The following is a 21,293-nucleotide window of genomic DNA, read 5'->3' on the forward strand; positions in this document are numbered from 1 at the left end:
CCGGTTCCCTTCAGTTATCGAGGTTCTTGCCGACGATACGCATCAGGAACAGCGCAACGATGTTGGCAAGGATGACAGCGATGATGCCCCCGGCAGAGCCCAGACCGATGTTCTGGCTTTCCAGAACGCGCTGATAGACAAGATAGGTCAGCGTGCGGGTGCCGAATGCGCCATTGGTCGTCACAAAGATTTCCGCAAAGATCGACAGCAGGAAAATCGTCTGGATCAAGATGACCACGGTGATCGCGCGCGACAGGTGCGGCAGGATGATATACCAGAACCGCGACAGGCCCGGCGCGCCATCCATTTCGGCGGCTTCCAGCTGTTCGGATGACAGCGACTGCACCGCCGTCAACAGGATCAGCGTGGCAAACGGCAACCATTGCCACGCGACGATCACGATGATCGACAGCAGCGGCGCCTGTGACAGGAAATCATAGGGCTGCAGGCCCAGTGCCGCGTAAAGATAGGAAAACAGACCGTTATCGACGTTGAAAAACATGTTCTTCCACACCAGTGCAGACACGGTCGGCATGACGAAAAACGGCGCGATGACCAGAATACGTACGATCCCCTGCCCGAACATCGGCTGGTCCAGCAACAGTGCCAGCAGGACCCCCCCGACAATCGTGATGCACAGGATGCCGCCCACCATCTGCAATGTGGTGACTACCGACGATATGAACGAAGACGACGTGAAGAACGAGACATAGTTGTCAAAGCCGATCCACGGCTCGAACGTTGCGCGCAACGGTCGGTAATCGGCGAACGAAAAATACAGCGTCATGCACAGCGGCACCAACATCCACACCAGCAGCACGAAAACGGCTGGGGCGATCATGATCCGTGCGGCTGCCTTGGAATGTTCTGTCGCCATGATGGCCTCCTCCGACAGAATGGGTCAGGACCTTGCGAAGGCCATGGCGACGGCCTGCGAAAACACCTGAATTTTTGCTGCTAAGCATGTGCCGGGGGCAGACAAAGCCGCCCCCGGACTGGTGATGAAACTGCGGCTTAGTAGCCCGCTGCTTCCATTTCTTCGGTGGTCAGCTGTTGTGCGGCTGCCAGCGCTTCCTCGGCGGACTGCTGTCCTGCCAGCGCGGCAGAGAACTGCTGACCGACCTGCGTGCCGATGCCCTGGAATTCAGGGATCGCGACGAACTGCACGCCGGTATACGGGACCGGATCGACAGTTGGGTTGGTCGGATCAGCCGAATTGATGCTGTCCAGCGTCATCTGTGCAAACGGGGCAGCGGCCAGATACTCTGGGTTCTCGTAGAGAGAGGCGCGTGTACCCGGTGGGACGTTGGCCCAGCCTTCGTTTTCAGCAACCAGTTCCGAGTATCCCTGACCCGTGGCCCAAGAGATGAAGGTCTTGGCAGCATCGACGTTGTCCGAAGACGACGGGATCGCCAGCGACCACGCCCAGAGCCAGTTGCTACGCTTGCCCAAACCGTTGTCGGGTGCCAGTGCGAAACCGACCTTGTCCGCAACCTGAGAGTCGTCGGGGTTGGTCACGAAAGAGGCCGCGACAGTCGCATCAATCCACATGCCGCACTTGCCCTGCTGGAACAGCGTCAGGTTCTCGTTGAACCCGTTATTGGCAGCACTGGCGGGACCGGATTCTTCCATCATGTCCAGATAGAAGTTCAGGGTGTTCGACCATGCTTCGGAATCGAACTGAGCGTTCCAGTCTTCGTCGAACCAGCGTGCCCCGAAAGAGTTCGCCATGGCGGTCAGGAAGGCCGCGTTTTCGCCCCAGCCGGCCTTGCCACGCAGGCAGATGCCGTTGATGTCGTTTTCGCGGTCGGTCATGGCTGCTGCAGCTTCGCGGATGAATTCCCACGTTGGCGCATCGGGCATTTCCAGCCCGGCCTCTTCCATCAGGTCGGTACGATACATGACCATCGACGATTCACCGTAGAACGGTGCGGCGTAAAGTTCGCCGTCGACGCTAAGCCCGCTTGCGACGGCAGGCAGCAGATCGCTTTCGTTCCAGTCTTCGGACATGCCGTCGGACAGCGACACCAGCCAGTCGTTTTGTGCCCAGATCGGAACTTCGTAGGTGCCGATGGTGATCACGTCATACTGACCGCCACCGGTCGAGATGTCGGTGGTCACGTTCTGGCGCAAAACGTTTTCTTCGAGTGTCACCCATTCAAGCTGGATGTCGGGGTTCTGTTCGCTGAAATCGTCAGTCAGACCCTGCATCCGGACCATGTCGCCGTTGTTCACGGTCGCAATGGTCAGCGTGGTGGACTGTGCCGCAGCCGCCGACGCCAGACCGACAGTCAATGCCAGACCTCCGGCAGTACCGAGCAAAAAGTGCTTTGTCATTTTGGATTCCCTCCCAAGAATTTTTTACACGCGTTAAGACTAAGCGGGCGGCCAAGCGTGCGTCAACACAATTTTTGGCCGTGAAGGTGCTGCAACGCCCGTACGGCAGCTGCCATCAGGCGGATTGACGGATCTTCAATTCGCTGTCTATCAACCTAACTTCTTGTTCAAGCGGTAGGTTCCGGTTCTGCATTTTGTAAATCAGACGCTCTATTGCGGCCTGCCCGATGGCACCGACATTCTGCGCCACCGTGGTCAGCGCAGGGACCGTGAACGGGCAAAGCGGGTAATCATCATGCCCTGCGATTCTCAGCCCGCCGCGGCGCTGCGCGCCCGGTTCCAAACCGTATTGCGCCGCGGCACGCAACGCACCGATTGCCACACGGTCGTTCACGCACAGGATCGATTGATCCAGATACTGCCCTTTGGAAAAGGCCGCGCCAAGCGCTGCAAGCCCGTGTTCTTCGTAATGCGACAGATCGTCGATCTGGGTCTGCGCGAACACCACGGGTTCGTGGCCCAGTTCGGTCATGCGCTTGCGATAGGCACGTTCACGTTCGCCTGCGTTAAAGTTGCCCGGTGGCATCGCCAGAAAAACCGGCGGCGGACCCACCCGGCACAGGTAATCCACGATGGCGCCAGTGGCCTGCAGATGGTCCGACCCGACATAATCAACATCCATCAGCGTTTTCGGTCGCGAATCCATCAAAACAAACGGCAGCTTCGCCTTTAGCCGCGCATAGGCCCGCAGGTCGGTCTGTTCCCCCAATGGGGTGACGATCGCGCCATCCACGCTCATGGATAGCAGCGTTTCGACGGCCCGGGATTCGGTCAGTGGGTCCGAATGGGAACACTGCGTGATGACGGTAAAGCCCGCATGCATCGCCGCACGTTCGACCGATTCCAGCAGTTGCGTAAAGAACAGGTCGTTCAGATAAGGGATGATCACGCCGATGATGCCCGTCGATTTTCGATTCATCCGCGTCGCAAAGAAGTTGGGCACATATTCGACCCGCGTGAGCCCGCGTTCGATCTTTTCGACAGAGGATCGGCTGACGCTGGTAGGGTCTTGGAAATAGCGCGACAAGGTGGGACGCGACACGCCAATGGCGACTGACAATTCTTCCATCGTGTGAATTTCGGGGCGATTCATGGCGCGGACTCCTTTTGGCGTGGATAAAGGAACCACGACGGCAAAACAAATCTCATTCCATTTTTTTACGCCAGTAAAGTAATTTCCTGCGCGCCCGGCTCGGCCTTTGTTGCTGCGGGCGTCGACCTTTGCCAGACTCGCGGCCAGCAGACCCTGACAAGGCAGAGAACGATGACTGACCACAACCAGCCGCTGGGTGGCAATGCCATGCCACGTTTCGGCGGCCCCGCCACGATGATGCGCTTGCCCGCACAGGACAGCGCCGCCGGACTGGACGCCTGTTTCATTGGTGTGCCGCTTGACACCGGTACATCCAATCGCCCCGGCACACGTCTGGGACCCCGCCAGATCCGCGATGAAAGCCGGATGCTGCGCCCCTACAACATGGCGACGGGTGCGGCACCATTCGACAGCTTGCAGGTTGCCGACATCGGGGATGTGCCGATCAATACCTTTGATCTGAAAAAGTCCGTCCAGATCATCGAAGACCATTATCAGTCGATCCTGACCCATGACGTGATCCCGCTGACGCTGGGCGGCGATCATACGCTGACCTGGCCGATCCTGCGCGCGATCAAGGACAAACACGGGCCTGTGGCCCTGATCCACGTTGATGCCCACGCCGACACAAACGCCGATATGTTCGGTGAAAAAGTGGCGCATGGCTGCCCGTTCCGCCGCGCCCACGAAGACGGATGCCTGATCGACGACAAGGTGTTTCAGATCGGCCTGCGCGGGACCGGATATGCGCCTGCCGATTTCGACTGGGGCCGCGACCGGGGGTGGTCCGTCATCCCGGCAGAAGCGTGCTGGTTCCGATCGCTTGCCCCCCTGATGACACAGATCAGGGACCGGATCGGCAATGCGCCTGTCTATCTAAGCTTTGATATCGACAGTCTGGACCCCGCCTATGCACCCGGCACGGGCACGGCGGAAATCGGTGGGCTGACATTGCCGCAGGGCATGGAAATTGTGCGTGGTTGCGCGGGCCTGAACATCGTCGGGGCCGATCTGGTCGAAGTGTCGCCACCCTACGATATGGCTGGAAACACTGCCGTCGCGGGTGCGGGCCTGTTGTTCGAAATGCTGTGTGCCCTGCCGGGTGTGCCGCGCACGGCCACGACACCACGGTCCGATATCGTGTTCTAATCCGGCTTCAATCGCGGCAGATATCGGCCATGGTCGGCTTGTCCAGATACTGCATCAGCCGGGCATCCGGGTCCATGACCTGCGCCATTGCGGCCCGCGCCAGAAAATCACCGGCGGCGGATACATCTTCGGAAATTGCCAGAACCTCTGGCCAGACCCGCCGCATGAAATTCAGCGCCTCTTTGGTATAGATATCAACGTCGTGCCCCATGGTCAGGCCATTGGCCAGCAGCGCGGCACCGACGGCCAGCGCCGAATTGGTCGATCCGGTGATGACGCCATCGGGCACGTCCTTGCCTTGCAGCAGCGCGCCGAATTTTGCCTGCACGTCTGTGACGGGCGAATCACTGTTGAAACCGGTGACGACCATCAGATCGACGCCCTGTGCTGCGGCCTCGGCCTTGCATCCGGCCACCATCGCCTGCGCATAGCTTTGATCAATCGGCGGTGCGACCAGCGCAAGTTTGCGCCGCCCCCGCCGCGCCAGTGTGCGCACGCCCAGTTGCCCAAACGCGGCATTGTCGAAATCGAACCACGCATGTTCATCGCAGCGCGCGGATCGGCCATGGGTCGCAAACGGGAATTTGCGGTCCAACAGATACTGGACGCGCGGATCTTCCGGTTTGATCTGGTTGAAGATGACGGCATCCGCCGACCCGGTTTCCACGATATAGCGAATCGGCTTCATCGGGTCTTCGTCCGCAAAATATGGGGTGATGATCAGATGGAACGGGGTGTTGCGCAGTCCGGCTGCAACCGATGAAATCAGTTTGGCGGTGTGGTTCATCACGTCATGTTCGGTCGACATGACCAGTGACACGACATTCGTGCGCCCGGTCCGCAGCCGCACCCCTGCCCGGTTCGGAACATAGCCGATTTCATCCGCGACGGCGCGCACACGGGCGCGGGTATCTTCGCTGATATCCAATGCGCCCGACAGCGCACGCGACACGGTCGGGACTGCAAGACCCGTCAGGCCCGCGATCGTTTTCAGCGTCGGTGATCGCCGTTTTGAAGGCGTCAGATCGTCCATGCGGCACCCCTCTGGTTCACCGTCCATATCAGTCAGGCGCGGACATTTGCCAATTTTTCATGTGCTTCTTCATATTTTTTATAGTTGCTAAAAAATAGTCTTGTTTGCGCAAACAACTTCAGAGTAGCCTTCCTACAACGATTTAGATTCTGGGAGGAGACAATCGTGAAGCTGACTACAAAGTTACTTTCTGCGACGGCCATCTGTGCCGCGACCGGCGTCAGCGCCGCCGATCTAGAGGTGATGCACTGGTGGACGTCAGGCGGTGAAGCCGCTGCCGTGACCAAGTTTGCAGAAGCCTGGTCCGCGACCGGCAATACATGGATCGACGGCGCAATCGCCGGTGGCGGCGATACCGCGCGTCCGATCATGGTCAGCCGGATCATCGGTGGCGATCCACCCGCTGCATTTCAGTTCAACCACGGTCGACAGGCCGAAGAACTGATCGAGGCCGGTCTGCTGCTTGACCTGACCGACGTCGCCGAAGCCGAAGGCTGGGCCGATATCGTGACCCCCCCAGCATTGCTGGATGCCTGCACCGTCGATGGCCGCATCTATTGTGCGCCGGTCAATATCCATTCCTGGCAGTGGATGTGGCTGTCCAACGACGCCTATGCCAACGCCGGGCTGGACGTGCCGACCACATGGACGGAATTCGCTGAATCCGCCCCAGCCCTAAAAGAGGCAGGGATCACCCCGCTGGCGATGGGCGGTCAGTCCTGGCAGCAGAACGGTTCGTTTGGCGTGATGGCGCTGGCACTGGCCGGAGAAGAGGCATGGCTGGAAGTCAACCGCGACAAGAACGCGGAAACAGTCATGGGACCGGACTATGCCCGTGTTTTCGAAGCGTTTGGTGCCGCACGTGAATTTTCCGACGGTCTGAACGTGCAGGACTGGAACCAGGCGACTGCGGCCGTCATCAACGACACCGCAGGCGCGCAGATCATGGGCGACTGGGCACAGGGCGAATTCGCCATGGCCGGTGAAGTCGCGGGCGAGGATTATTCCTGCCTGCCCGGTCTGGGCGAAGTCGCGATTCTGGATACCGGCGGCGATGCGTTCTACTTTCCAAAGCAGGACGACCCCGAAATCGAAGCCGCACAAAAAGAGCTGGCAGCCCTGCTGCTCAGCCCCGAAGTGCAGGTTTCGTTCAACTCTGCCAAGGGATCGCTGCCGATCCGCGGCGATGTCGACCTGACATCGGTGAACGAGTGCACGCAAAAGGGTCTGGACCTGCTGGCCAATGGCAACATCGTCCCGAACGGTGAAACCTTCCTTGCACCGGACACGATCACGCAGCTCAACGACCTGATGACCGAATTCTGGAACACACCTGCCATGACCCCGGCAGAAGTTCAGGAACAGTATTCCGACATCATCGCGTCTGCGGAATAACGACACCGCACCGGAACGGGCCGCCATTTGCGGCCCGTTCTTTCCTTGACGGCGCGATGCCCATCGGCCGATCCAGCCAACCCTTGGAGGGTTCCATGACCATGACTGACAGCCGCCCCGACGCCGGGCGCAGCGCGGTGACGCGCAGGCCTATGCGCCTTTTCCGCAATCTTTCCTCCAAGCTCGCGCTGATGCCGCTGATCTTTACAGCCGTCGTGATCTTTCTTGGCGGCACGATCTGGACCATCGTCTATTCATTCACAAGCTCTGGCCTGTTACCCCGACTGAACTGGGACGGGCTGTCACAATACGAACGCCTGTGGTCGTCGCGCAAATGGATCGTGTCGATCGAAAATCTGGCGATCTATGGGTTCTTTAGCCTGATCGGCACGCTGGTCGTGGGGTTCACCCTTGCAGCCCTGCTGGACCGCAAGATCCGCGGAGAGGCCGTGTTCCGGTCGATCTTTCTGTATCCCTTTGCGCTGTCGTTCATCGTCACCGGGTTGGTTTGGCAGTGGATTCTGAACCCCGAACTGGGGTTGCAGAACGTGGTGCGCGAATGGGGCTGGACGTCATTCAATTTCGACCCGCTGAACAACCCCGAAATCGTCATGTTCGGCCTGCTGATCGCCGGGCTGTGGCAGGGAACCGGGCTGATCATGTGCATCATGCTGGCCGGTCTGCGCGGCATCGACGAGGATATCTGGAAAGCCGCCCGCGTCGACGGGATCGGCACCGTCAAAACCTATATCCGGATCATCATCCCGATGATGCGCCCGGTCTTCGTGACCTCTCTGGTGCTGATCGGGGCAGGAATCGTGAAACTGTATGATCTGGTCGTCGCCCAGACATCCGGCGGACCCGGCATCAGTTCCGAGGTGCCCGCCAAATACGTCATGACCGCGATGTTCGGCGGTCAGAATCTGGGACAGGGCTTTGCCGCATCGACCATGATGCTGGTGATGGTCTTTATCATCCTGATCCCTTGGGCTTATCTCGAATTCGGAGGCCGCAAGAATGGCTGATATCGGTATCCTTGCCGCCACCAAATCGGCGGAACATCCCGTCTATCGCATGATTGATGGCCCGCGCGGCGCGAAACCCAAAAACCGGTTCAGCCGCGCCAATATCATCGTCTACGGCACGCTGTTCGTCGTGGCACTGTATTACGCGCTGCCGCTTTACGTGATGATCGTGACATCGCTGAAAGGCTTGCCCGAAATCCGTGTGGGCAATATCTTTGCCCCACCGCTAGAAGTGACGTTCCAGCCCTGGGTCAAGGCATGGCAAGAGGCTTGCACCGGGATTAACTGCGATGGCCTGTCGCGCGGGTTCTGGAATTCGGTGCGCATCCTGATCCCGTCGCTGATCCTGTCGGTGGCGATTGCATCGATCAATGGCTATGCGCTGTCGATGTGGAAATTCCGCGGGTCAGAGGTGTTTTTCACCATCCTGATGATCGGTGCCTTCATCCCCTATCAGGTGATGCTGTACCCAATCGTGATCCTGCTGCGCGAAGCGGGGCTTTACGGGTCGCTGACCGGGCTGGTGCTGGTGCACGTGGCCTTTGGCATGCCGATCAACACGCTGTTGTTCCGTAATTATTTCGCATCCATCCCCGAAGAGTTGTTCAAGGCCGCCCGCGTCGACGGTGCCGGGTTCTGGGCGATCTTTTTCCGGATCATGTTGCCGATGTCGCTGCCGATCTTCGTGGTGGCCGTGATCATTCAGGTGACGGGCATCTGGAACGACTTCCTGTTTGGCGTGACCTATATTTCGTCGCCCGATCGCTACCCCATGACCGTGCAGTTGAACAACATCGTCAACTCTGTCCAAGGGGTCAAGGAATACAACGTGAACATGGCGGCGACCCTGCTGACCGGGCTTGTGCCGCTGGTCATCTACTTCGCCTCCGGCAAACTTTTCGTGCGCGGCATCGCTGCGGGTGCTGTCAAAGGATAATGCAATGACCGTCGAAAACGCTTCTGTTTCCATCAAGAACCTCGATCTGTCCTTTGGGGCGGTCAAGGTTCTGCAAAACCTGAACCTGGATATCGTCGACGGCGAATTTCTGGTTCTGCTGGGGTCGTCCGGCTGCGGAAAATCTACACTGCTGAACGTTATCGCAGGGCTGCTGGAACCCACCGACGGCCAGATCTGGATCAAGGGCAAGAACGTCACATGGGCCGAACCCAGCGAACGCGGCATTGGCATGGTGTTCCAAAGCTACGCGCTGTACCCGCAGATGACGGTCGAAGGAAACCTGACATTCGGGCTGCGCAATGCCCGCGTGCCCAAGGACGAAATCAAGCGCCGCGTCGCCCGCGCCGCCGAAATTCTGCAGATCGAACCGCTGCTGAAACGCAAGCCAGGCGCGCTGTCGGGCGGCCAGCGTCAACGGGTCGCCATCGGTCGCGCGCTGGTGCGCGATGTCGATGTGTTCCTGTTCGACGAACCGCTGTCCAACCTTGATGCCAAACTGCGCGCCGATTTGCGGGTCGAACTAAAGCTGCTGCACAACAACCTTGAAAATACGATGATCTACGTGACCCACGATCAGGTCGAAGCGATGACGCTGGCGGACCGCATCGCGATCATGAAGGGCGGCAAGATCATGCAGCTTGGCACGCCCGCCGAAATCTACGGCACGCCACAGAACAAATACGTGGCCGATTTCATCGGATCCCCGTCGATGACGTTTTACGATGGCACCGTCGACGGCACCGTGATGAAGATCGAAGGCCACGATCTGCCGCTGGGTGCGTATCAGTTCACCAACCGCCCCGGTCCCGGCACACCGGCGACCATCGGCATCCGGCCCGAACACGTCATGACCGGGGACAATCTGCGGTCCGCCCCCTATCAGACCGACATTACCGTCGATCTGGTCGAACCGATGGGATCGGATACACTGATCTACTGCCATCTTGCAGGGCAGCCGTTCCGGTTCCGCATGGACGGGTCAGCCGTGGTCCGCAAGGGCGAGCGCATCACCATCGGCATCGACCCCGCGCGCGCGTCGATCTTTGACAAGGACACCGAGGAGCGTTTGTGACCCTTACCCCATTGCACGGGATCTGGTCCGTGCAGTCATCCGATGGCGTTTATCGGGCCGATATGGCGCTGCCCGGCGACATCGTAACCGGACTGCACGACGCCGGGCTGATCCCCGATCCCTATGCGGGACAGAACGAATACGATCTGCGCTGGATCTGCGAAACCGACTGGACCGCGCGCCGCAGCGTGACCCTGACCGATGCCGACATCGATCTGGTGCTGTCGGAACTGGACACGGTGGCGCAGGTCCACGTCAACGGCACACTGGTGCTGGACGCGGCCAACGCATTCCGCACCTACCGCGTGCCGTTGGGCGGCGTGGCGCAGGTGGGCGACAACGACATCGCAATCACCTTTCGCTCGCCCGTCGCGGCGGGCAAGGCGGTGTCGGATGCGCACCCTTTTCCGGTGCCGTGGTCCAAGAACTGCCCGATCCCCTATGGCAACTTTTTACGCAAACCGGCCTGCGATTTCGGCTGGGACTGGAACATCGCACTGGCGACGTCCGGCATCTATGGCGCCATGCGGCTGGAACCCAGTGCCGCCGCCCGCATCGACCGTCTTGCCATCTCGCAGGACCACAGCGACGGGGTGTCCGTCACGATCAGCGTGTATACCGCCAACCATGACGGCGCGGTGACGGTCGCACTGGCCGAAGAAACCGTAACCGCCCATACCACAAACGGCGTCTGCACGGTCACGATCACGGTCGCAAACCCGCAGTTGTGGTGGCCCGCGGGTCAGGGCGCGCAGCCGCTTTATGATCTGACGGTCACGGCAGGCGATGCGGTGGCGACCCGCCGGATCGGGTTGCGCCGGATGGAATTGCTGGCCGAACCCGACGCCGCAGGTCTGGGGTTCAAGATCCGGGTCAATGGCCGCGACATATTTTGCAAGGGGGCCAACTGGATTCCCGCCGATGCGCTGCCGGGCCGGATCACTGACGCCAAGACGCGCGATCTGCTGCAATCCGCCGTGGACGCCAATATGAACATGGTCCGCATCTGGGGTGGCGGGCGGTATGAGCCTGACAGCTTTTACGACGCCTGCGATGAACTTGGCCTGTTGGTCTGGCAGGATTTCATGTTCGCCTGCAATCTTTACCCGTCCGATCCGGTCTATCTGGCCGAAGTGCGGGCAGAGGTGCATGACAACGTCGCACGGATGCACCACCACGCCTGTCTGGCGCTGTGGTGCGGCGACAACGAACTGGTCGGCGCGCTGACGTGGTATGATGTCAGCGTGGCCGACCGCGACCGTTACCTAGTGAACTACGACCGGCTGAATCGCTGTATCGAGGATGCGCTGCGCGACACCGATCCAGACGCGAACTGGTGGCCGTCGTCACCGTCCACCGGCCCGCTGTCGTTCGGCGACGCATGGCACGACGACAGCAGCGGCGACATGCATTTCTGGTCGGTCTGGCACGAAGGGCGCGATTTCGACCACTACCGCGATGTGTCGCCCCGGTTCTGTTCCGAATTCGGATTCCAAAGCTATCCGTCGATGGATGTGATCCGCCAGTTCGCCGATCCGGCGGATTTCAACATCGCCGCACCCGTGATGGAAAGCCACCAAAAGAACGACGGCGGCAATGCGCGGATTGCCGAAACCATGTTCCGCTATTTCCGCTTTCCGGTGGATTTCGAAAACTTTGTCTATGTCTCTCAGGTCCAGCAGGCGCTGGCGATCAAGACCGCCGTCACCCATTGGCGCGGGCTGAAACCGCATTGCATGGGCACGCTGGTCTGGCAGTTGAACGATACATGGCCCGTCTGTTCTTGGGCGTCGCTAGACTATGGCGGCGGCTGGAAAGTCCTGCACCATCTGGCACGCGAATTTTATGCGCCTGTCACGGTAGTCGTGATGCCGGACGGGGATGAACTGGTATTGCGCGCTGTCAACGACACAGGTGCAGCGCTTGACGTCAGCGTCACCGCCCATGCCTGCGCGATGGACGGGACAGCGCGCGAACTGGGCCGGGGATCGGCGCAGGTGGATCACGACGCCACCGAACTGATGCGCGTCGCCGCCAGCGACCTTGGCCCGCAGGACATGCTCGCCTTTGGCTGGACCAGCAGCGATGGGCAAAAGGGCGGCGATGTCTTTGCCCCCCGCCCCTACAAGGCTTATGACCTGCTCCCCGCCCGTCTGGCCTGTGACACGCTGTTCGACGGCCAGCACTGGACCGTGTCGATCACGGCGCAGGCGATGGCGTTTTTCGTCACGGCAGAGGCTTCTGTGCCGGGCCGTTTCGACCGCAATGCCGTCCACCTTGGGCCCGGCCATACCGTCACACTGCGGTTCACCCCGGCGGACGCCGACGCCACCCCCACATTCACGCTGCGCGACCTGCACAGCGCCACTTACCAAACCTGAAGGACCCGACATGACCGGATTTTCCTACCAACTGTATAGCTCGCGCAATTTTGGCCCACTGGCCGAGACGCTGAAAATGCTGGCCGATCTGGGCTATGCCCACGTCGAAGGCTACGGCCCCGTCTACGAAGACATCGACGCCACGCGTCAGGCGATGGCCGACACCGGACTGACCATGCCATCGGGGCATTTTGCCTTTGACCTTGTCGAAAACAACCGGGCAGAGGTGACGCGCATCGCGCGCGGTCTGGGGATTAACAAGATCGTCGTTCCATTCCTGATGCCCGCCGATCGTCCCACCGATGCCGCAGGCTGGACCGAGTTTGGCCAGCGTCTGGCAGCGGCGGGCAAACCGTTGCAGGATGACGGGTTCGCATTCGGCTGGCACAACCACGATTTTGAATTCGTGCCCCTGCCCACCGGCGAACGCCCCATCGACCTGATCCTGGCCGATCCTGCCGTCGGTTTTGAATTCGACGTGGCGTGGGCCGCCGTCGCGGGCACCGATCCGGGCAGCGTCATTGACCAGTATGGCGACCGCCTGATTTCCGCCCACGTCAAGGACCGCGCGCCCGCCGGTGAAAACGCCGACGAAGACGGCTGGGCCGACGCGGGCCACGGCACGTTGGACTGGCCCGCGCACTACGCCGCACTCAAGTCTGCAGGCTGCGATCTGTTCATCATGGAACACGACAAGCCCGCATCCGACAAACGGTTCGCCGAACGCGCGCTGACCTATATGAATTCGCTGTAAGGACATCACCCCATGACCATGAACATCGGTCTGATCGGCTGTGGAAACATCGCTGCCGCCTACCTTGGCCTTGCGCCGACCTTCAGGGATATCCGCTTTGTCGCGGTATCCGACATGAACGAAGACACCGCCCGCGCCCGCGCCGAAGAATTCGGCGTTGAGGCACGGACCGTCACCGACCTTTTGGCGTCCGACGACATCGACATCATCGTCAACCTGACCATTCCGGATGCGCATTACGACGTGACCAAGCGCATCCTTGACGCAGGCAAGCATGCCTATACCGAAAAACCGTTGGTCCTGACGCTGAAGCAGGGCAAATCCCTGACCGATCTGGCCGCAGCCAAAGGTTTGCGCATCGGGTCGGCACCCGATACGTTTCTGGGCGGCGCGCACCAGCAGGCCCGTCACATCATCGATGACGGCGGCATCGGTCGCGTGACATCCGGCACCGCCCATTTCATGGGGCCGGGCATGGAAATGTGGCATCCCAACCCGGACTTCTTTTTCATGCCGGGTGGCGGTCCCGTGCTGGACATGGGGCCGTATTACATCACCAACCTTGTGCAATTGATCGGCCCGGTGAAACGGGTCGCTGCACTGGCGTCGTCTGCGCAGACCGAACGCACCATCACATCGCAGCCGCGCGCGGGTGAAACGATTCCGGTGCAGACGCCGACCACGATCCACGCGCTGCTGGAATTTGAAAACGGCGCCGCGATCACGCTGAATGTCAGCTGGGACGTCAAGGCGCACCGCCACGCGAACATGGAACTTTATGGGACCGACGGCACATTGTTCGTGCCCGACCCCAACCATTTCGGCGGCACACTGGAACAATCCGACGCCAGCGGCACCATTACCGAAGTGCCGGTCTGGGATCATCCGTTCGGAAAAATCAACTGGGAACTGGACGGCAAGATGCCGCGCGCCAATTACCGCACTGCGGGTCTGGCCGACATGGCCGCCGCGATCACGGCGGGACGACCCCACCGCTGCGGGCTGGATCTGGCCGTGCATGTGACCGACGTGATGACCAGCATCCTGAAATCCGGCGAAACCGGAAAATTCGTCGATATGACCACAACCTGCGACCGGCCCGTGGCCCTTGGCCCCGACGACGCCCGCGCATTACTGAAAGACTGAACCATGACCTATGTCCCCGCCGAAGACCGCTATGACCGCATGACCTATCGCCGTTGCGGGCGATCCGGGCTGAAATTGCCTGCTGTGTCGCTGGGGCTGTGGCACAACTTTGGCGGGGACACACGGCACGACATCAAACGCGATATGTGCCGCACCGCATTCGACCACGGGATCACCCATTTCGATCTGGCCAACAACTATGGCCCGCCCCCCGGCAGCGCCGAAGAAGCATTCGGTGAAATCCTGCGGACCGATTTCGCAGGCTACCGGGACGAGCTGATCATCAGTTCCAAGGCGGGGTACAATATGTGGGACGGCCCCTACGGCGAATGGGGCAGCCGCAAGTACCTGATCGCATCCTGTGACGCCTCTTTGAAACGTATGGGGCTGGATTACGTCGATATTTTCTATTCGCACCGCTTCGACCCCGACACCCCACTGGAAGAAACGCTGGGCGCCGTCGCGGACATCGTGAAATCGGGCAAGGCGCTTTATGCGGGCATTTCCAGCTATAACACCGAAAACACGCGTCAGGCCGAACAGATCCTGCGCGACATGGGCGTGCCCCTGCTGATCCACCAGCCCAGCTACAACATGTTCAATCGCTGGGTCGAAACAGACGGGTTAAAGGACACGCTGAACGATCTGGGCGTCGGGTCTATCGCGTTCACCCCACTGGCGCAGGGGATGCTGTCGACGAAATACCTGAACGGGATTCCCGACGACAGCCGCGCCGCGCAGGACAAATCGCTGGACAAGGGGCTGATCACCGAACGCGCGCTGGACAGCATCCGCGGCCTGAACGACATCGCCGCCGCGCGCGGTCAGACGTTGGCACAGATGGCCATCGCTTGGGTGTTGCGCGACGGCGGCATCACAACCGCCCTGATCGGGGCCAGCAAACCATCGCAAATCGAAGATTGCGCCGGGGCGACAGCCAACCTCGACTTTACCGCAGACGAACTGGACCGGATCGACGCACTTGCGGGCGATCAGGCGATCAACCTTTGGGCACAGTCCAGCCTGTCCGACAACGCACCGGAGTAACCCATGATCCGCAATCCCATCCTGCCGGGGTTCAATCCCGACCCGTCGATCTGTCGGGTCGGCGATGACTATTACATCGCCACATCGACCTTTGAATGGTTTCCCGGCGTTCAGATCCACCACAGCCGCGATCTGGCGAATTGGACGCTGGTGGCCCGCCCCCTGAACCGGGCCGCGCTGCTGGACATGCGCGGCAACCCCGACAGCGGCGGCATCTGGGCGCCGTGCCTGTCCCACGCGGACGGCAAGTTCTGGCTGGTCTACACCGACGTCAAACGGCTGGAAGGCGACTGGAAGGACGCGCACAACTATATCACGACCTGCGATACCATCGACGGCGACTGGACCGACCCGTGGTATATCAATTCCAGCGGTTTCGATCCGTCGCTGTTTCACGACGATGACGGCCGCAAATGGTTCGTCAACATGCAGTGGAACCACCGCTGGGCCGGGTCAGGGGTGAACCCGGCCAATGACCGCTTTGACGGTATCCTGTTGCAGGAATGGACGCCAGATCGCGGGTTGTTCGGCCCCGTGACCAATATCTACCCCGGCACCGACCGTGGCCTGACCGAAGCGCCGCATCTGTTCCGCCGCAACGGCTGGTATTACCTGACAACCGCCGAAGGCGGCACCGGTTACGACCATGCCGTCACGCTGTCCCGGTCCCGCCAGATCGACGGCCCGTATGAAGATCACCCCGACAAGCATGTCATCACGACCCAGGGTGCCACGGATCATCCGATCCAGCGCGCAGGCCACGGGCAATACGTTGAATCCCCCGACGGCACGGCATGGCACACCTATCTGATGGGGCGCCCGGTGATGCACGACGGCAAACCGTTCTGCGCCACGGGCCGCGAAACCGGCATCGCGCGCTGCGTCTGGCGCGACGATTGGCTGTATCTGGAAAACGGTGGATTGCTGCCGTCCGCGACGGTCGACCACAGCGCCGACAGCACCCCGCGCGTGGCACTCGCCTACGACCGGTTCGACAGTCTGCCGCCGGAATTCCAGTGGTTGCGGAGCCCGAACCCCGACCGTCTGTTCCGCTGTGCCGACGGCGCACTGATCCTGACGGGCCGCGAAAGCATCGGCAGCTGGTTCGAACAATCGCTTGTCGCGCGCAGGCAAGAAGATCAGGCCTATGACGCTGCAACCACCGTGGATTTTACGCCGACCGTCTATCAGCAGGGCGCGGGGCTGATCACATATTACAACCGGCATAAATTCCACGGTGCCTTTGTAACGTGCGAGGACGGGCAGCGGTGCCTGACCCTGATCTCTTGCAACGGTGACTGGCCAGCGGGGCATCTGGATCATCCGATCGCGCCCGTCCCGATCCCTGATGGGCCGGTCACGCTGTCGGTGCAGGTGAACGGTGCCGCGCAGCAGTTCTACTATGACATGGGCGACGGCCCGCAAAAGCTGGGCCCGGCCCGCGATGCGTCGCATGTGTCTGACGAAGGCGCGCAGGGTGAACATGCATCGTTCACGGGCGCATTCGTCGGCATGATGGCCTATGACATCACCGGACAGGGGGTAGAAGCACGGTTCACCCGGTTCGCCTATACCCCGCGCGGGGTGTGATGCAGCAGGGGCGGTCCATCGCGTCCGCCCCTGCCCCTGTGACCTATCCCGGCGCGCGTTCTGCCCATCCGGCAAAGATTTTTTCCAGAAATACCACTGCGTAATACAAAACGATGCCCAGCACCGCGAGCGCGATCAGCACCGCGAACATCAGCGGATAATTCCCGTTGGTTTCCCCGGATTTGAACAACGCGCCCAGTCCCCGCCCGTGCGGGCTGACGATTTCCACAAGGTTCGTGCCGATAAACGCCAGCGTCGCCGCGACCTTGAGCGCGCCAAAGAATTCCGGCAGCGTCTTGGGCAGGGCAATCTTGCGAAAGATGGTGAAATTCGACGCACCCAGCGCCCGCAGGATATCGCGATATTCCGGTTCCAGTGTCGACAGACCAATACCCACCGACACGGCGATCGGAAAGAACGAAATCATAAATGCCATCAGCACCGTGTTGAAATCATGCTGACCGATGAACAACAACGCGATGACCGGCACCAGCGTCGCCTTTGGCACAGCGTTGAACCCCACCAGCAGCGGATACAACGCGTCACGCGCGACCCGCGAAAACCCGATGATCATCCCCAAAAGCGTGCCGAAAACCACCGCCAGCAGCAGCCCCACGACCGTCCGCCACAGCGTCTGCCAGCCCATGATCAAAAACAGGTCGCGGTATTGCCAGAACGCCGGCGGCAAATCGGATGGTGACGCCATTTTGTAATTGGGCCAGCCGTTCGCCCAGACCAAAAGCTCCCACAGGCCCAGGAACACAAGGATGGACATGACCGGGACGGCAACCTTGTTGAACATCAGTGCGCCCCTTCGTGCCGGCCTTGGGCAATCTTGATCTGGTCGCGCAGGATGTGCAGCATATCCGCGACCTTTGGCGTATAAAGCACGTCCAGCGTGCGGTCTTCGGGCAGGTCCACGGGCATCACGTATTGTGTCCGCGCAGGCCGTCCCGACAGAACGATCACCTGATCACCCAGAAACACGCTTTCGCGCAGATCATGTGTGATCAAGACGGTGGTGAACGGTTCCGCCCGACGCAGATCGCGCATCGTTTGCCACAGGTCTTCGCGGGTAAAGGCATCCAGCGCGCCGAATGGTTCGTCCATGATCAACACCTCTGGCTTGTGCACCAAAGACCGGCACAGCGACGCGCGCTGGCGCATGCCGCCGGACAGTTCGGACGGGCGTTTGTTTTCAAAACCCGTCAGTCCGACCATGTCGAGCAGGTCCATCGCCCGCGCCACCCGGTCCGCGCGCGACATGCGCGTTGCCACGATTTCCAGCGGCAAAATGACGTTTTCAAGAATGGTGCGCCATTCCAGCAGAACGGGGTTCTGGAACGCCATGCCGACCGTCTTGCGCGGTCCCTTGACCAGTTCGCCATGCAGATAAACCTGCCCCTCATCGGGCTTCATCAATCCCGCGACCAACCGGGTCAGCGTGGATTTTCCGCAACCCGATGGGCCGACGACAGCGGCGAACGTGCCCTTTGGCACAGCGACATCCAGACCATCCAGCACGGGCAAAGGTCCGCTCGCGGTCGCATAGGCGTGTTTCACGCCTTTGATTTCAATCAGGTTTTCGATTTCAATTCCCCCGGTGCGATCCGGGCCACCCATGCGGGCGGCCCGGTTGCGATCAGTTCAGCATGCGCGCATCGGACGCCGGCAGATAGCCGGGGTCGAAATACAGCGCGGCATCGGGGGCGTTGACGAATTCGTAAACGCTTTTGGTTTGTTCGATCGCGCTGGCCATGCGGGCGTCATCAATCCCGCCAATGCCATTTTCAGCCACGTAATCGGTCAATACGTTGGCATCGATCGCCATTTGCAGGCGTTGCGTTTCCAGTGCCGCATCGGCTGCCGGATTACGTTCCATCAACGCTGCAATCGCAGCATCAGGTGTGGCGATGGCATCTTTCCACCCCATTGCAATGGCGGTCAGAAAGCCGGTCACTGCTTCAGGATTTTCAGCCGCGAAATCGGTATTCACGATCACCGCGTTGCCATAGAGATCGACGCCGTGGTCGGCCATCAGCAGGGTGGTGATATCGTCCTCTGCCACACCCAACCGGGTCAGGTTCAGCACGGATGAGAATGAAAAGCCTGTGATTGCGGCGACGTTACCTTCGGCAAGCATCGGTTCCCGGGTTGGGAAACCGACCGGTTCAACGGTGATCGCGTCCATATCAAGGCCTGTTTCCGTGGCAAAGATCGGGAACTGCGCCCAAGCGCCGTCGGGCGGCGGGGCGCCCAAAACCTTGCCTTCCAGATCGGCGGGCGTCTCGATGCCCAGCGATTTGCGGCCGACCACGGCAAAGGGCGGCTTGTCATAGATCATCATGACGGCCGTCACCGGGGCGCCGGGGTTCTGATCCAGAAACCGCATCAGCGAATTGATGTCGGCAAAGCCCACGGGAAATGCGCCGGTCGCGACCTTGGGGATCGCATCAAGCGATCCCGCACCTTCGCTGATTGTGACGGTCAAACCCTGATCCGCGAAATACCCGGCATCCAGTGCGTGAAAATACGGTGCGGCCGGGCCTTCGAATTTCCAGTCCAGCGCAAAGGGCATATCGGTCTGCGCCAAGGCCGGACCTGCCAGAAGCGTTGCCGCCACAGCCAAAAATGAATTGTGAAATGTCATGTCATGTCCCCGATTGATAAAGTCAGACTGAACGCTATCGGCGGCGCGATAGGGGCAAAAGTATCGCCGCACCCGCGCTTCAACATTTGGCCAGCTGAAAGTTTATTGCTTAATTTATAATACGATTAAGCAGATGATGCCGCTATTTTAGGCATATTGCAAGCGCGCCGCCCTGCATGATCCACTGCGATTGCGGCGTCCGGTCCGGAATCTTCGCGCTGCGTATCGGAACGCTGCGCCATTTTTTCCGACGCCCGTCCCCCAGCAATGTCCGCGCAGATCGTCGAACCCGGATGCCCGAACCGTCATCAGTAGATATAGCGGATCTGTTCAGTCCAATAACGTTCCATCCGGCGCAATGATGCATTGATGTCGTCGATCCGGACCTGATCCATCACGCCATCATCCAGGAGCCCTGCGGAATGTGCGGCAAACAAACCGGCCACCACCCGGTGGATATCACGCCCCTTGTCGGTCAGGCGCACCCGGACGGACCGGCGGTCAATTTCGGACCGCTGGTGGTGCATGTATCCATATTCCACCAATTTTTTCAGGTTATAGCTGACGTTCGACCCCTGATAGTAGCCGCGCGTTTTCAGTTCCCCGGCGGTGACTTCGTTGTCACCGACATTGAACAGCAACAAGGCCTGCACCGGGTTTATTTCCTGCACGCCGATCCGTTCAAATTCGTCTTTGATCACGTCCAGCAGCAGCCGGTGAAGCCTTTCGACCAGCAAAAGGCTGTCCAGATAGCTCTCCATAAACGACATCGACGCGGACGGGCGCTGCGGTCCGGTTTCAAGTTTGGCATGCAAGGTCATTATGCGGTTCCCGAAGGCAGGTTTCGCAACACCGTCCGCCAAAAGATGAAAATTTCCGTTAAGCGTGGCGGGGACTTGTCAATCCGTGCGCCAGTTCGGCAATATCCGCGACCAGCGATGCAAACCGTTGCGGAGGATCTTCCTGACGGGATACCCAGCGATAGATGTCCAGATCACTTTCATCCAGCAGGGCGTCATAGCGTTGCAAATCCGCCATGTCATAATCCGCCAGCTTTTCGGCGGCAAAGGCCGACAGGATCAGGTCCATTTCCTTGATGCCCCGGCGCATCGAACGCATGGCAAGCCGTTTGCGGGCCGTGTCCGCGGTTTCGGTCATCGTGCGATATCCAGCACGCGGCGCAGGCGCTTTTCAAGCCGCGCCAAGGTTTCTGCGTCGCGGGCCATCGACACCCGCAGTTCGCGCATCTGCGACAGCAGCGTGCCAACTTCGGCGGGCAGTTCGCTGCCTTCTTCGGGGGCGGACACGCCTTCACCTTCGCCAGACAGCAGCCAGCGCAGCGACACGTTCAGCATCCCCGCAAGCATCTGTAGCCTGTTCGCGCGTGGTTCCTTAAGGTCTTCTTCCCAAGCTGCCAGCGTCGATGTTTTCACGCCCAGCTTCTTGGCAAGATCCTCGCCCGTCATGCCTGCCGCATCGCGTGCGGCGGTGAGACGGTCACCAAAGGTTGCGGCATCGTCGCTGTACCACTGATTATCGTCCATCATTTCCATCCTTTGCTTGCCTCTGTCCTTATCGGCAACCTATGACATGAAACGGACCA

General features: G+C 60.3%; 20 protein-coding genes. 10 read left to right on the forward strand and 10 right to left on the reverse strand.

The genetic code is table 11. The annotated features are described in order from the left end of the window. Window positions 1-10: 10 nt before the first annotated feature. The 3 genes from GZH79_RS12300 to GZH79_RS12310 form a co-directional block, all read right to left on the reverse strand. Entirely contained in the window at window positions 11-877 is an 867-nt protein-coding gene (locus GZH79_RS12300) for a sugar ABC transporter permease (protein ID WP_211644079.1), read from the reverse strand. 137 nt (window positions 878-1,014) lie between these two features. Beyond that, window positions 1,015-2,337 carry a sugar ABC transporter substrate-binding protein gene (locus tag GZH79_RS12305; RefSeq protein ID WP_211644080.1) on the reverse strand — a complete coding sequence of 441 codons (1,323 nt, stop codon included), beginning with the start codon at window positions 2,335-2,337 and terminating at the stop codon, window positions 1,015-1,017. Window positions 2,338-2,452: 115 nt separating this feature from the next. Continuing rightward, a complete protein-coding gene (locus GZH79_RS12310; RefSeq protein ID WP_249219150.1) occupies window positions 2,453-3,490 on the reverse strand; it encodes a LacI family DNA-binding transcriptional regulator in 1,038 nt (345 codons plus the stop codon). Window positions 3,491-3,661: 171 nt separating this feature from the next. On the opposite strand from GZH79_RS12310, the gene speB reads away from it, so the two are divergent. Next, window positions 3,662-4,639 (forward strand): agmatinase, encoded by a 978-nt coding sequence (gene speB, locus GZH79_RS12315; protein ID WP_211644081.1) that lies wholly within the window; start codon window positions 3,662-3,664, stop codon window positions 4,637-4,639. 7 nt (window positions 4,640-4,646) lie between these two features. Here the strand turns inward: speB and GZH79_RS12320 are convergent, their stop codons facing one another. Then, on the reverse strand, window positions 4,647-5,672 hold the full coding sequence (locus tag GZH79_RS12320) for a LacI family transcriptional regulator (RefSeq protein ID WP_211644082.1): 1,026 nt from the start codon (window positions 5,670-5,672) through the stop codon (window positions 4,647-4,649). Between the two features lie 165 nt (window positions 5,673-5,837). On the opposite strand from GZH79_RS12320, the gene GZH79_RS12325 reads away from it, so the two are divergent. The 9 genes from GZH79_RS12325 to GZH79_RS12365 all read left to right on the forward strand — a co-directional run bounded on the left by GZH79_RS12325 (window position 5,838) and on the right by GZH79_RS12365 (window position 17,040). After that, entirely contained in the window at window positions 5,838-7,067 is a 1,230-nt protein-coding gene (locus GZH79_RS12325) for an ABC transporter substrate-binding protein (protein WP_211644083.1), read from the forward strand. 101 nt (window positions 7,068-7,168) lie between these two features. Next, window positions 7,169-8,092 carry a sugar ABC transporter permease gene (locus GZH79_RS12330; protein WP_211644222.1) on the forward strand — a complete coding sequence of 308 codons (924 nt, stop codon included), beginning with the start codon at window positions 7,169-7,171 and terminating at the stop codon, window positions 8,090-8,092. A 49-nt stretch (window positions 8,093-8,141) separates the two neighbouring features. Further along, a complete protein-coding gene (locus GZH79_RS12335) occupies window positions 8,142-9,029 on the forward strand; it encodes a carbohydrate ABC transporter permease (protein ID WP_249219172.1) in 888 nt (295 codons plus the stop codon). A 4-nt stretch (window positions 9,030-9,033) separates the two neighbouring features. After that, window positions 9,034-10,122, forward strand: a complete 1,089-nt coding sequence (locus GZH79_RS12340) for an ABC transporter ATP-binding protein (protein WP_211644085.1) — start codon at window positions 9,034-9,036, stop codon at window positions 10,120-10,122. After that, a complete protein-coding gene (locus GZH79_RS12345; RefSeq protein WP_349291196.1) occupies window positions 10,119-12,503 on the forward strand; it encodes a glycoside hydrolase family 2 protein in 2,385 nt (794 codons plus the stop codon). Before GZH79_RS12340 ends, GZH79_RS12345 begins: the two co-directional genes overlap by 4 nt. A 10-nt stretch (window positions 12,504-12,513) precedes the next feature. Continuing rightward, a complete protein-coding gene (locus GZH79_RS12350; protein ID WP_211644086.1) occupies window positions 12,514-13,257 on the forward strand; it encodes a sugar phosphate isomerase/epimerase in 744 nt (247 codons plus the stop codon). 12 nt (window positions 13,258-13,269) lie between these two features. Next, complete coding sequence (locus tag GZH79_RS12355; protein ID WP_211644087.1) at window positions 13,270-14,403, forward strand: Gfo/Idh/MocA family oxidoreductase; 1,134 nt, start codon at window positions 13,270-13,272, stop codon at window positions 14,401-14,403. Window positions 14,404-14,406: 3 nt separating this feature from the next. Beyond that, window positions 14,407-15,450 carry an L-glyceraldehyde 3-phosphate reductase gene (gene mgrA, locus GZH79_RS12360; protein WP_211644088.1) on the forward strand — a complete coding sequence of 348 codons (1,044 nt, stop codon included), beginning with the start codon at window positions 14,407-14,409 and terminating at the stop codon, window positions 15,448-15,450. 3 nt (window positions 15,451-15,453) lie between these two features. Continuing rightward, the gene (locus GZH79_RS12365) at window positions 15,454-17,040 is read left to right on the forward strand and encodes a glycoside hydrolase family 43 protein (protein ID WP_211644089.1); all 1,587 of its coding nucleotides are present in this window, start codon (window positions 15,454-15,456) and stop codon (window positions 17,038-17,040) included. Between the two features lie 43 nt (window positions 17,041-17,083). Here GZH79_RS12365 and GZH79_RS12370 read toward each other — a convergent pair whose 3' ends face one another. From GZH79_RS12370 to GZH79_RS12395, 6 genes are all read right to left on the reverse strand, one after another. Next, window positions 17,084-17,842, reverse strand: coding sequence for an ABC transporter permease (locus GZH79_RS12370; protein WP_211644090.1), 759 nt, complete (start codon window positions 17,840-17,842; stop codon window positions 17,084-17,086). After that, window positions 17,842-18,630 carry an ABC transporter ATP-binding protein gene (locus GZH79_RS12375; RefSeq protein ID WP_211644224.1) on the reverse strand — a complete coding sequence of 263 codons (789 nt, stop codon included), beginning with the start codon at window positions 18,628-18,630 and terminating at the stop codon, window positions 17,842-17,844. The genes GZH79_RS12370 and GZH79_RS12375 overlap by 1 nt, the downstream gene beginning before the upstream one ends. A 52-nt stretch (window positions 18,631-18,682) precedes the next feature. After that, window positions 18,683-19,690 carry an ABC transporter substrate-binding protein gene (locus tag GZH79_RS12380; protein WP_211644091.1) on the reverse strand — a complete coding sequence of 336 codons (1,008 nt, stop codon included), beginning with the start codon at window positions 19,688-19,690 and terminating at the stop codon, window positions 18,683-18,685. A 308-nt stretch (window positions 19,691-19,998) separates the two neighbouring features. Beyond that, a complete protein-coding gene (locus GZH79_RS12385; protein WP_211644092.1) occupies window positions 19,999-20,511 on the reverse strand; it encodes a MarR family transcriptional regulator in 513 nt (170 codons plus the stop codon). 58 nt (window positions 20,512-20,569) lie between these two features. Beyond that, a complete protein-coding gene (locus GZH79_RS12390; RefSeq protein WP_211644093.1) occupies window positions 20,570-20,848 on the reverse strand; it encodes a succinate dehydrogenase assembly factor 2 in 279 nt (92 codons plus the stop codon). After that, complete coding sequence (locus tag GZH79_RS12395; RefSeq protein ID WP_349291197.1) at window positions 20,845-21,234, reverse strand: helix-turn-helix transcriptional regulator; 390 nt, start codon at window positions 21,232-21,234, stop codon at window positions 20,845-20,847. The genes GZH79_RS12390 and GZH79_RS12395 overlap by 4 nt, the downstream gene beginning before the upstream one ends. Between the last annotated feature and the right edge of the window lie 59 nt (window positions 21,235-21,293).

The sequence above is a fragment of the Loktanella sp. SALINAS62 genome, assembly GCF_018263905.1.
Taxonomy (GTDB): domain Bacteria; phylum Pseudomonadota; class Alphaproteobacteria; order Rhodobacterales; family Rhodobacteraceae; genus Loktanella.

What these genes read in the sequence shown, in the direction of transcription:
- GZH79_RS12300 (WP_211644079.1), bottom strand. Translation starts at nt 877, where the DNA reads ATGGCGACAGAACATTCCAAGGCAGCCGCACGGATCATGATCGCCCCA.
- GZH79_RS12305 (WP_211644080.1), bottom strand. Translation starts at nt 2,337, where the DNA reads ATGACAAAGCACTTTTTGCTCGGTACTGCCGGAGGTCTGGCATTGACT.
- GZH79_RS12310 (WP_249219150.1), bottom strand. Translation starts at nt 3,490, where the DNA reads ATGAATCGCCCCGAAATTCACACGATGGAAGAATTGTCAGTCGCCATT.
- speB (WP_211644081.1), top strand. Translation starts at nt 3,662, where the DNA reads ATGACTGACCACAACCAGCCGCTGGGTGGCAATGCCATGCCACGTTTC.
- GZH79_RS12320 (WP_211644082.1), bottom strand. Translation starts at nt 5,672, where the DNA reads ATGGACGATCTGACGCCTTCAAAACGGCGATCACCGACGCTGAAAACG.
- GZH79_RS12330 (WP_211644222.1), top strand. Translation starts at nt 7,169, where the DNA reads ATGACTGACAGCCGCCCCGACGCCGGGCGCAGCGCGGTGACGCGCAGG.
- GZH79_RS12335 (WP_249219172.1), top strand. Translation starts at nt 8,142, where the DNA reads ATGATTGATGGCCCGCGCGGCGCGAAACCCAAAAACCGGTTCAGCCGC.
- GZH79_RS12340 (WP_211644085.1), top strand. Translation starts at nt 9,034, where the DNA reads ATGACCGTCGAAAACGCTTCTGTTTCCATCAAGAACCTCGATCTGTCC.
- GZH79_RS12350 (WP_211644086.1), top strand. Translation starts at nt 12,514, where the DNA reads ATGACCGGATTTTCCTACCAACTGTATAGCTCGCGCAATTTTGGCCCA.
- GZH79_RS12355 (WP_211644087.1), top strand. Translation starts at nt 13,270, where the DNA reads ATGACCATGAACATCGGTCTGATCGGCTGTGGAAACATCGCTGCCGCC.
- mgrA (WP_211644088.1), top strand. Translation starts at nt 14,407, where the DNA reads ATGACCTATGTCCCCGCCGAAGACCGCTATGACCGCATGACCTATCGC.
- GZH79_RS12365 (WP_211644089.1), top strand. Translation starts at nt 15,454, where the DNA reads ATGATCCGCAATCCCATCCTGCCGGGGTTCAATCCCGACCCGTCGATC.
- GZH79_RS12370 (WP_211644090.1), bottom strand. Translation starts at nt 17,842, where the DNA reads ATGTTCAACAAGGTTGCCGTCCCGGTCATGTCCATCCTTGTGTTCCTG.
- GZH79_RS12380 (WP_211644091.1), bottom strand. Translation starts at nt 19,690, where the DNA reads ATGACATTTCACAATTCATTTTTGGCTGTGGCGGCAACGCTTCTGGCA.
- GZH79_RS12385 (WP_211644092.1), bottom strand. Translation starts at nt 20,511, where the DNA reads ATGACCTTGCATGCCAAACTTGAAACCGGACCGCAGCGCCCGTCCGCG.
- GZH79_RS12390 (WP_211644093.1), bottom strand. Translation starts at nt 20,848, where the DNA reads ATGACCGAAACCGCGGACACGGCCCGCAAACGGCTTGCCATGCGTTCG.
- GZH79_RS12395 (WP_349291197.1), bottom strand. Translation starts at nt 21,234, where the DNA reads ATGGACGATAATCAGTGGTACAGCGACGATGCCGCAACCTTTGGTGAC.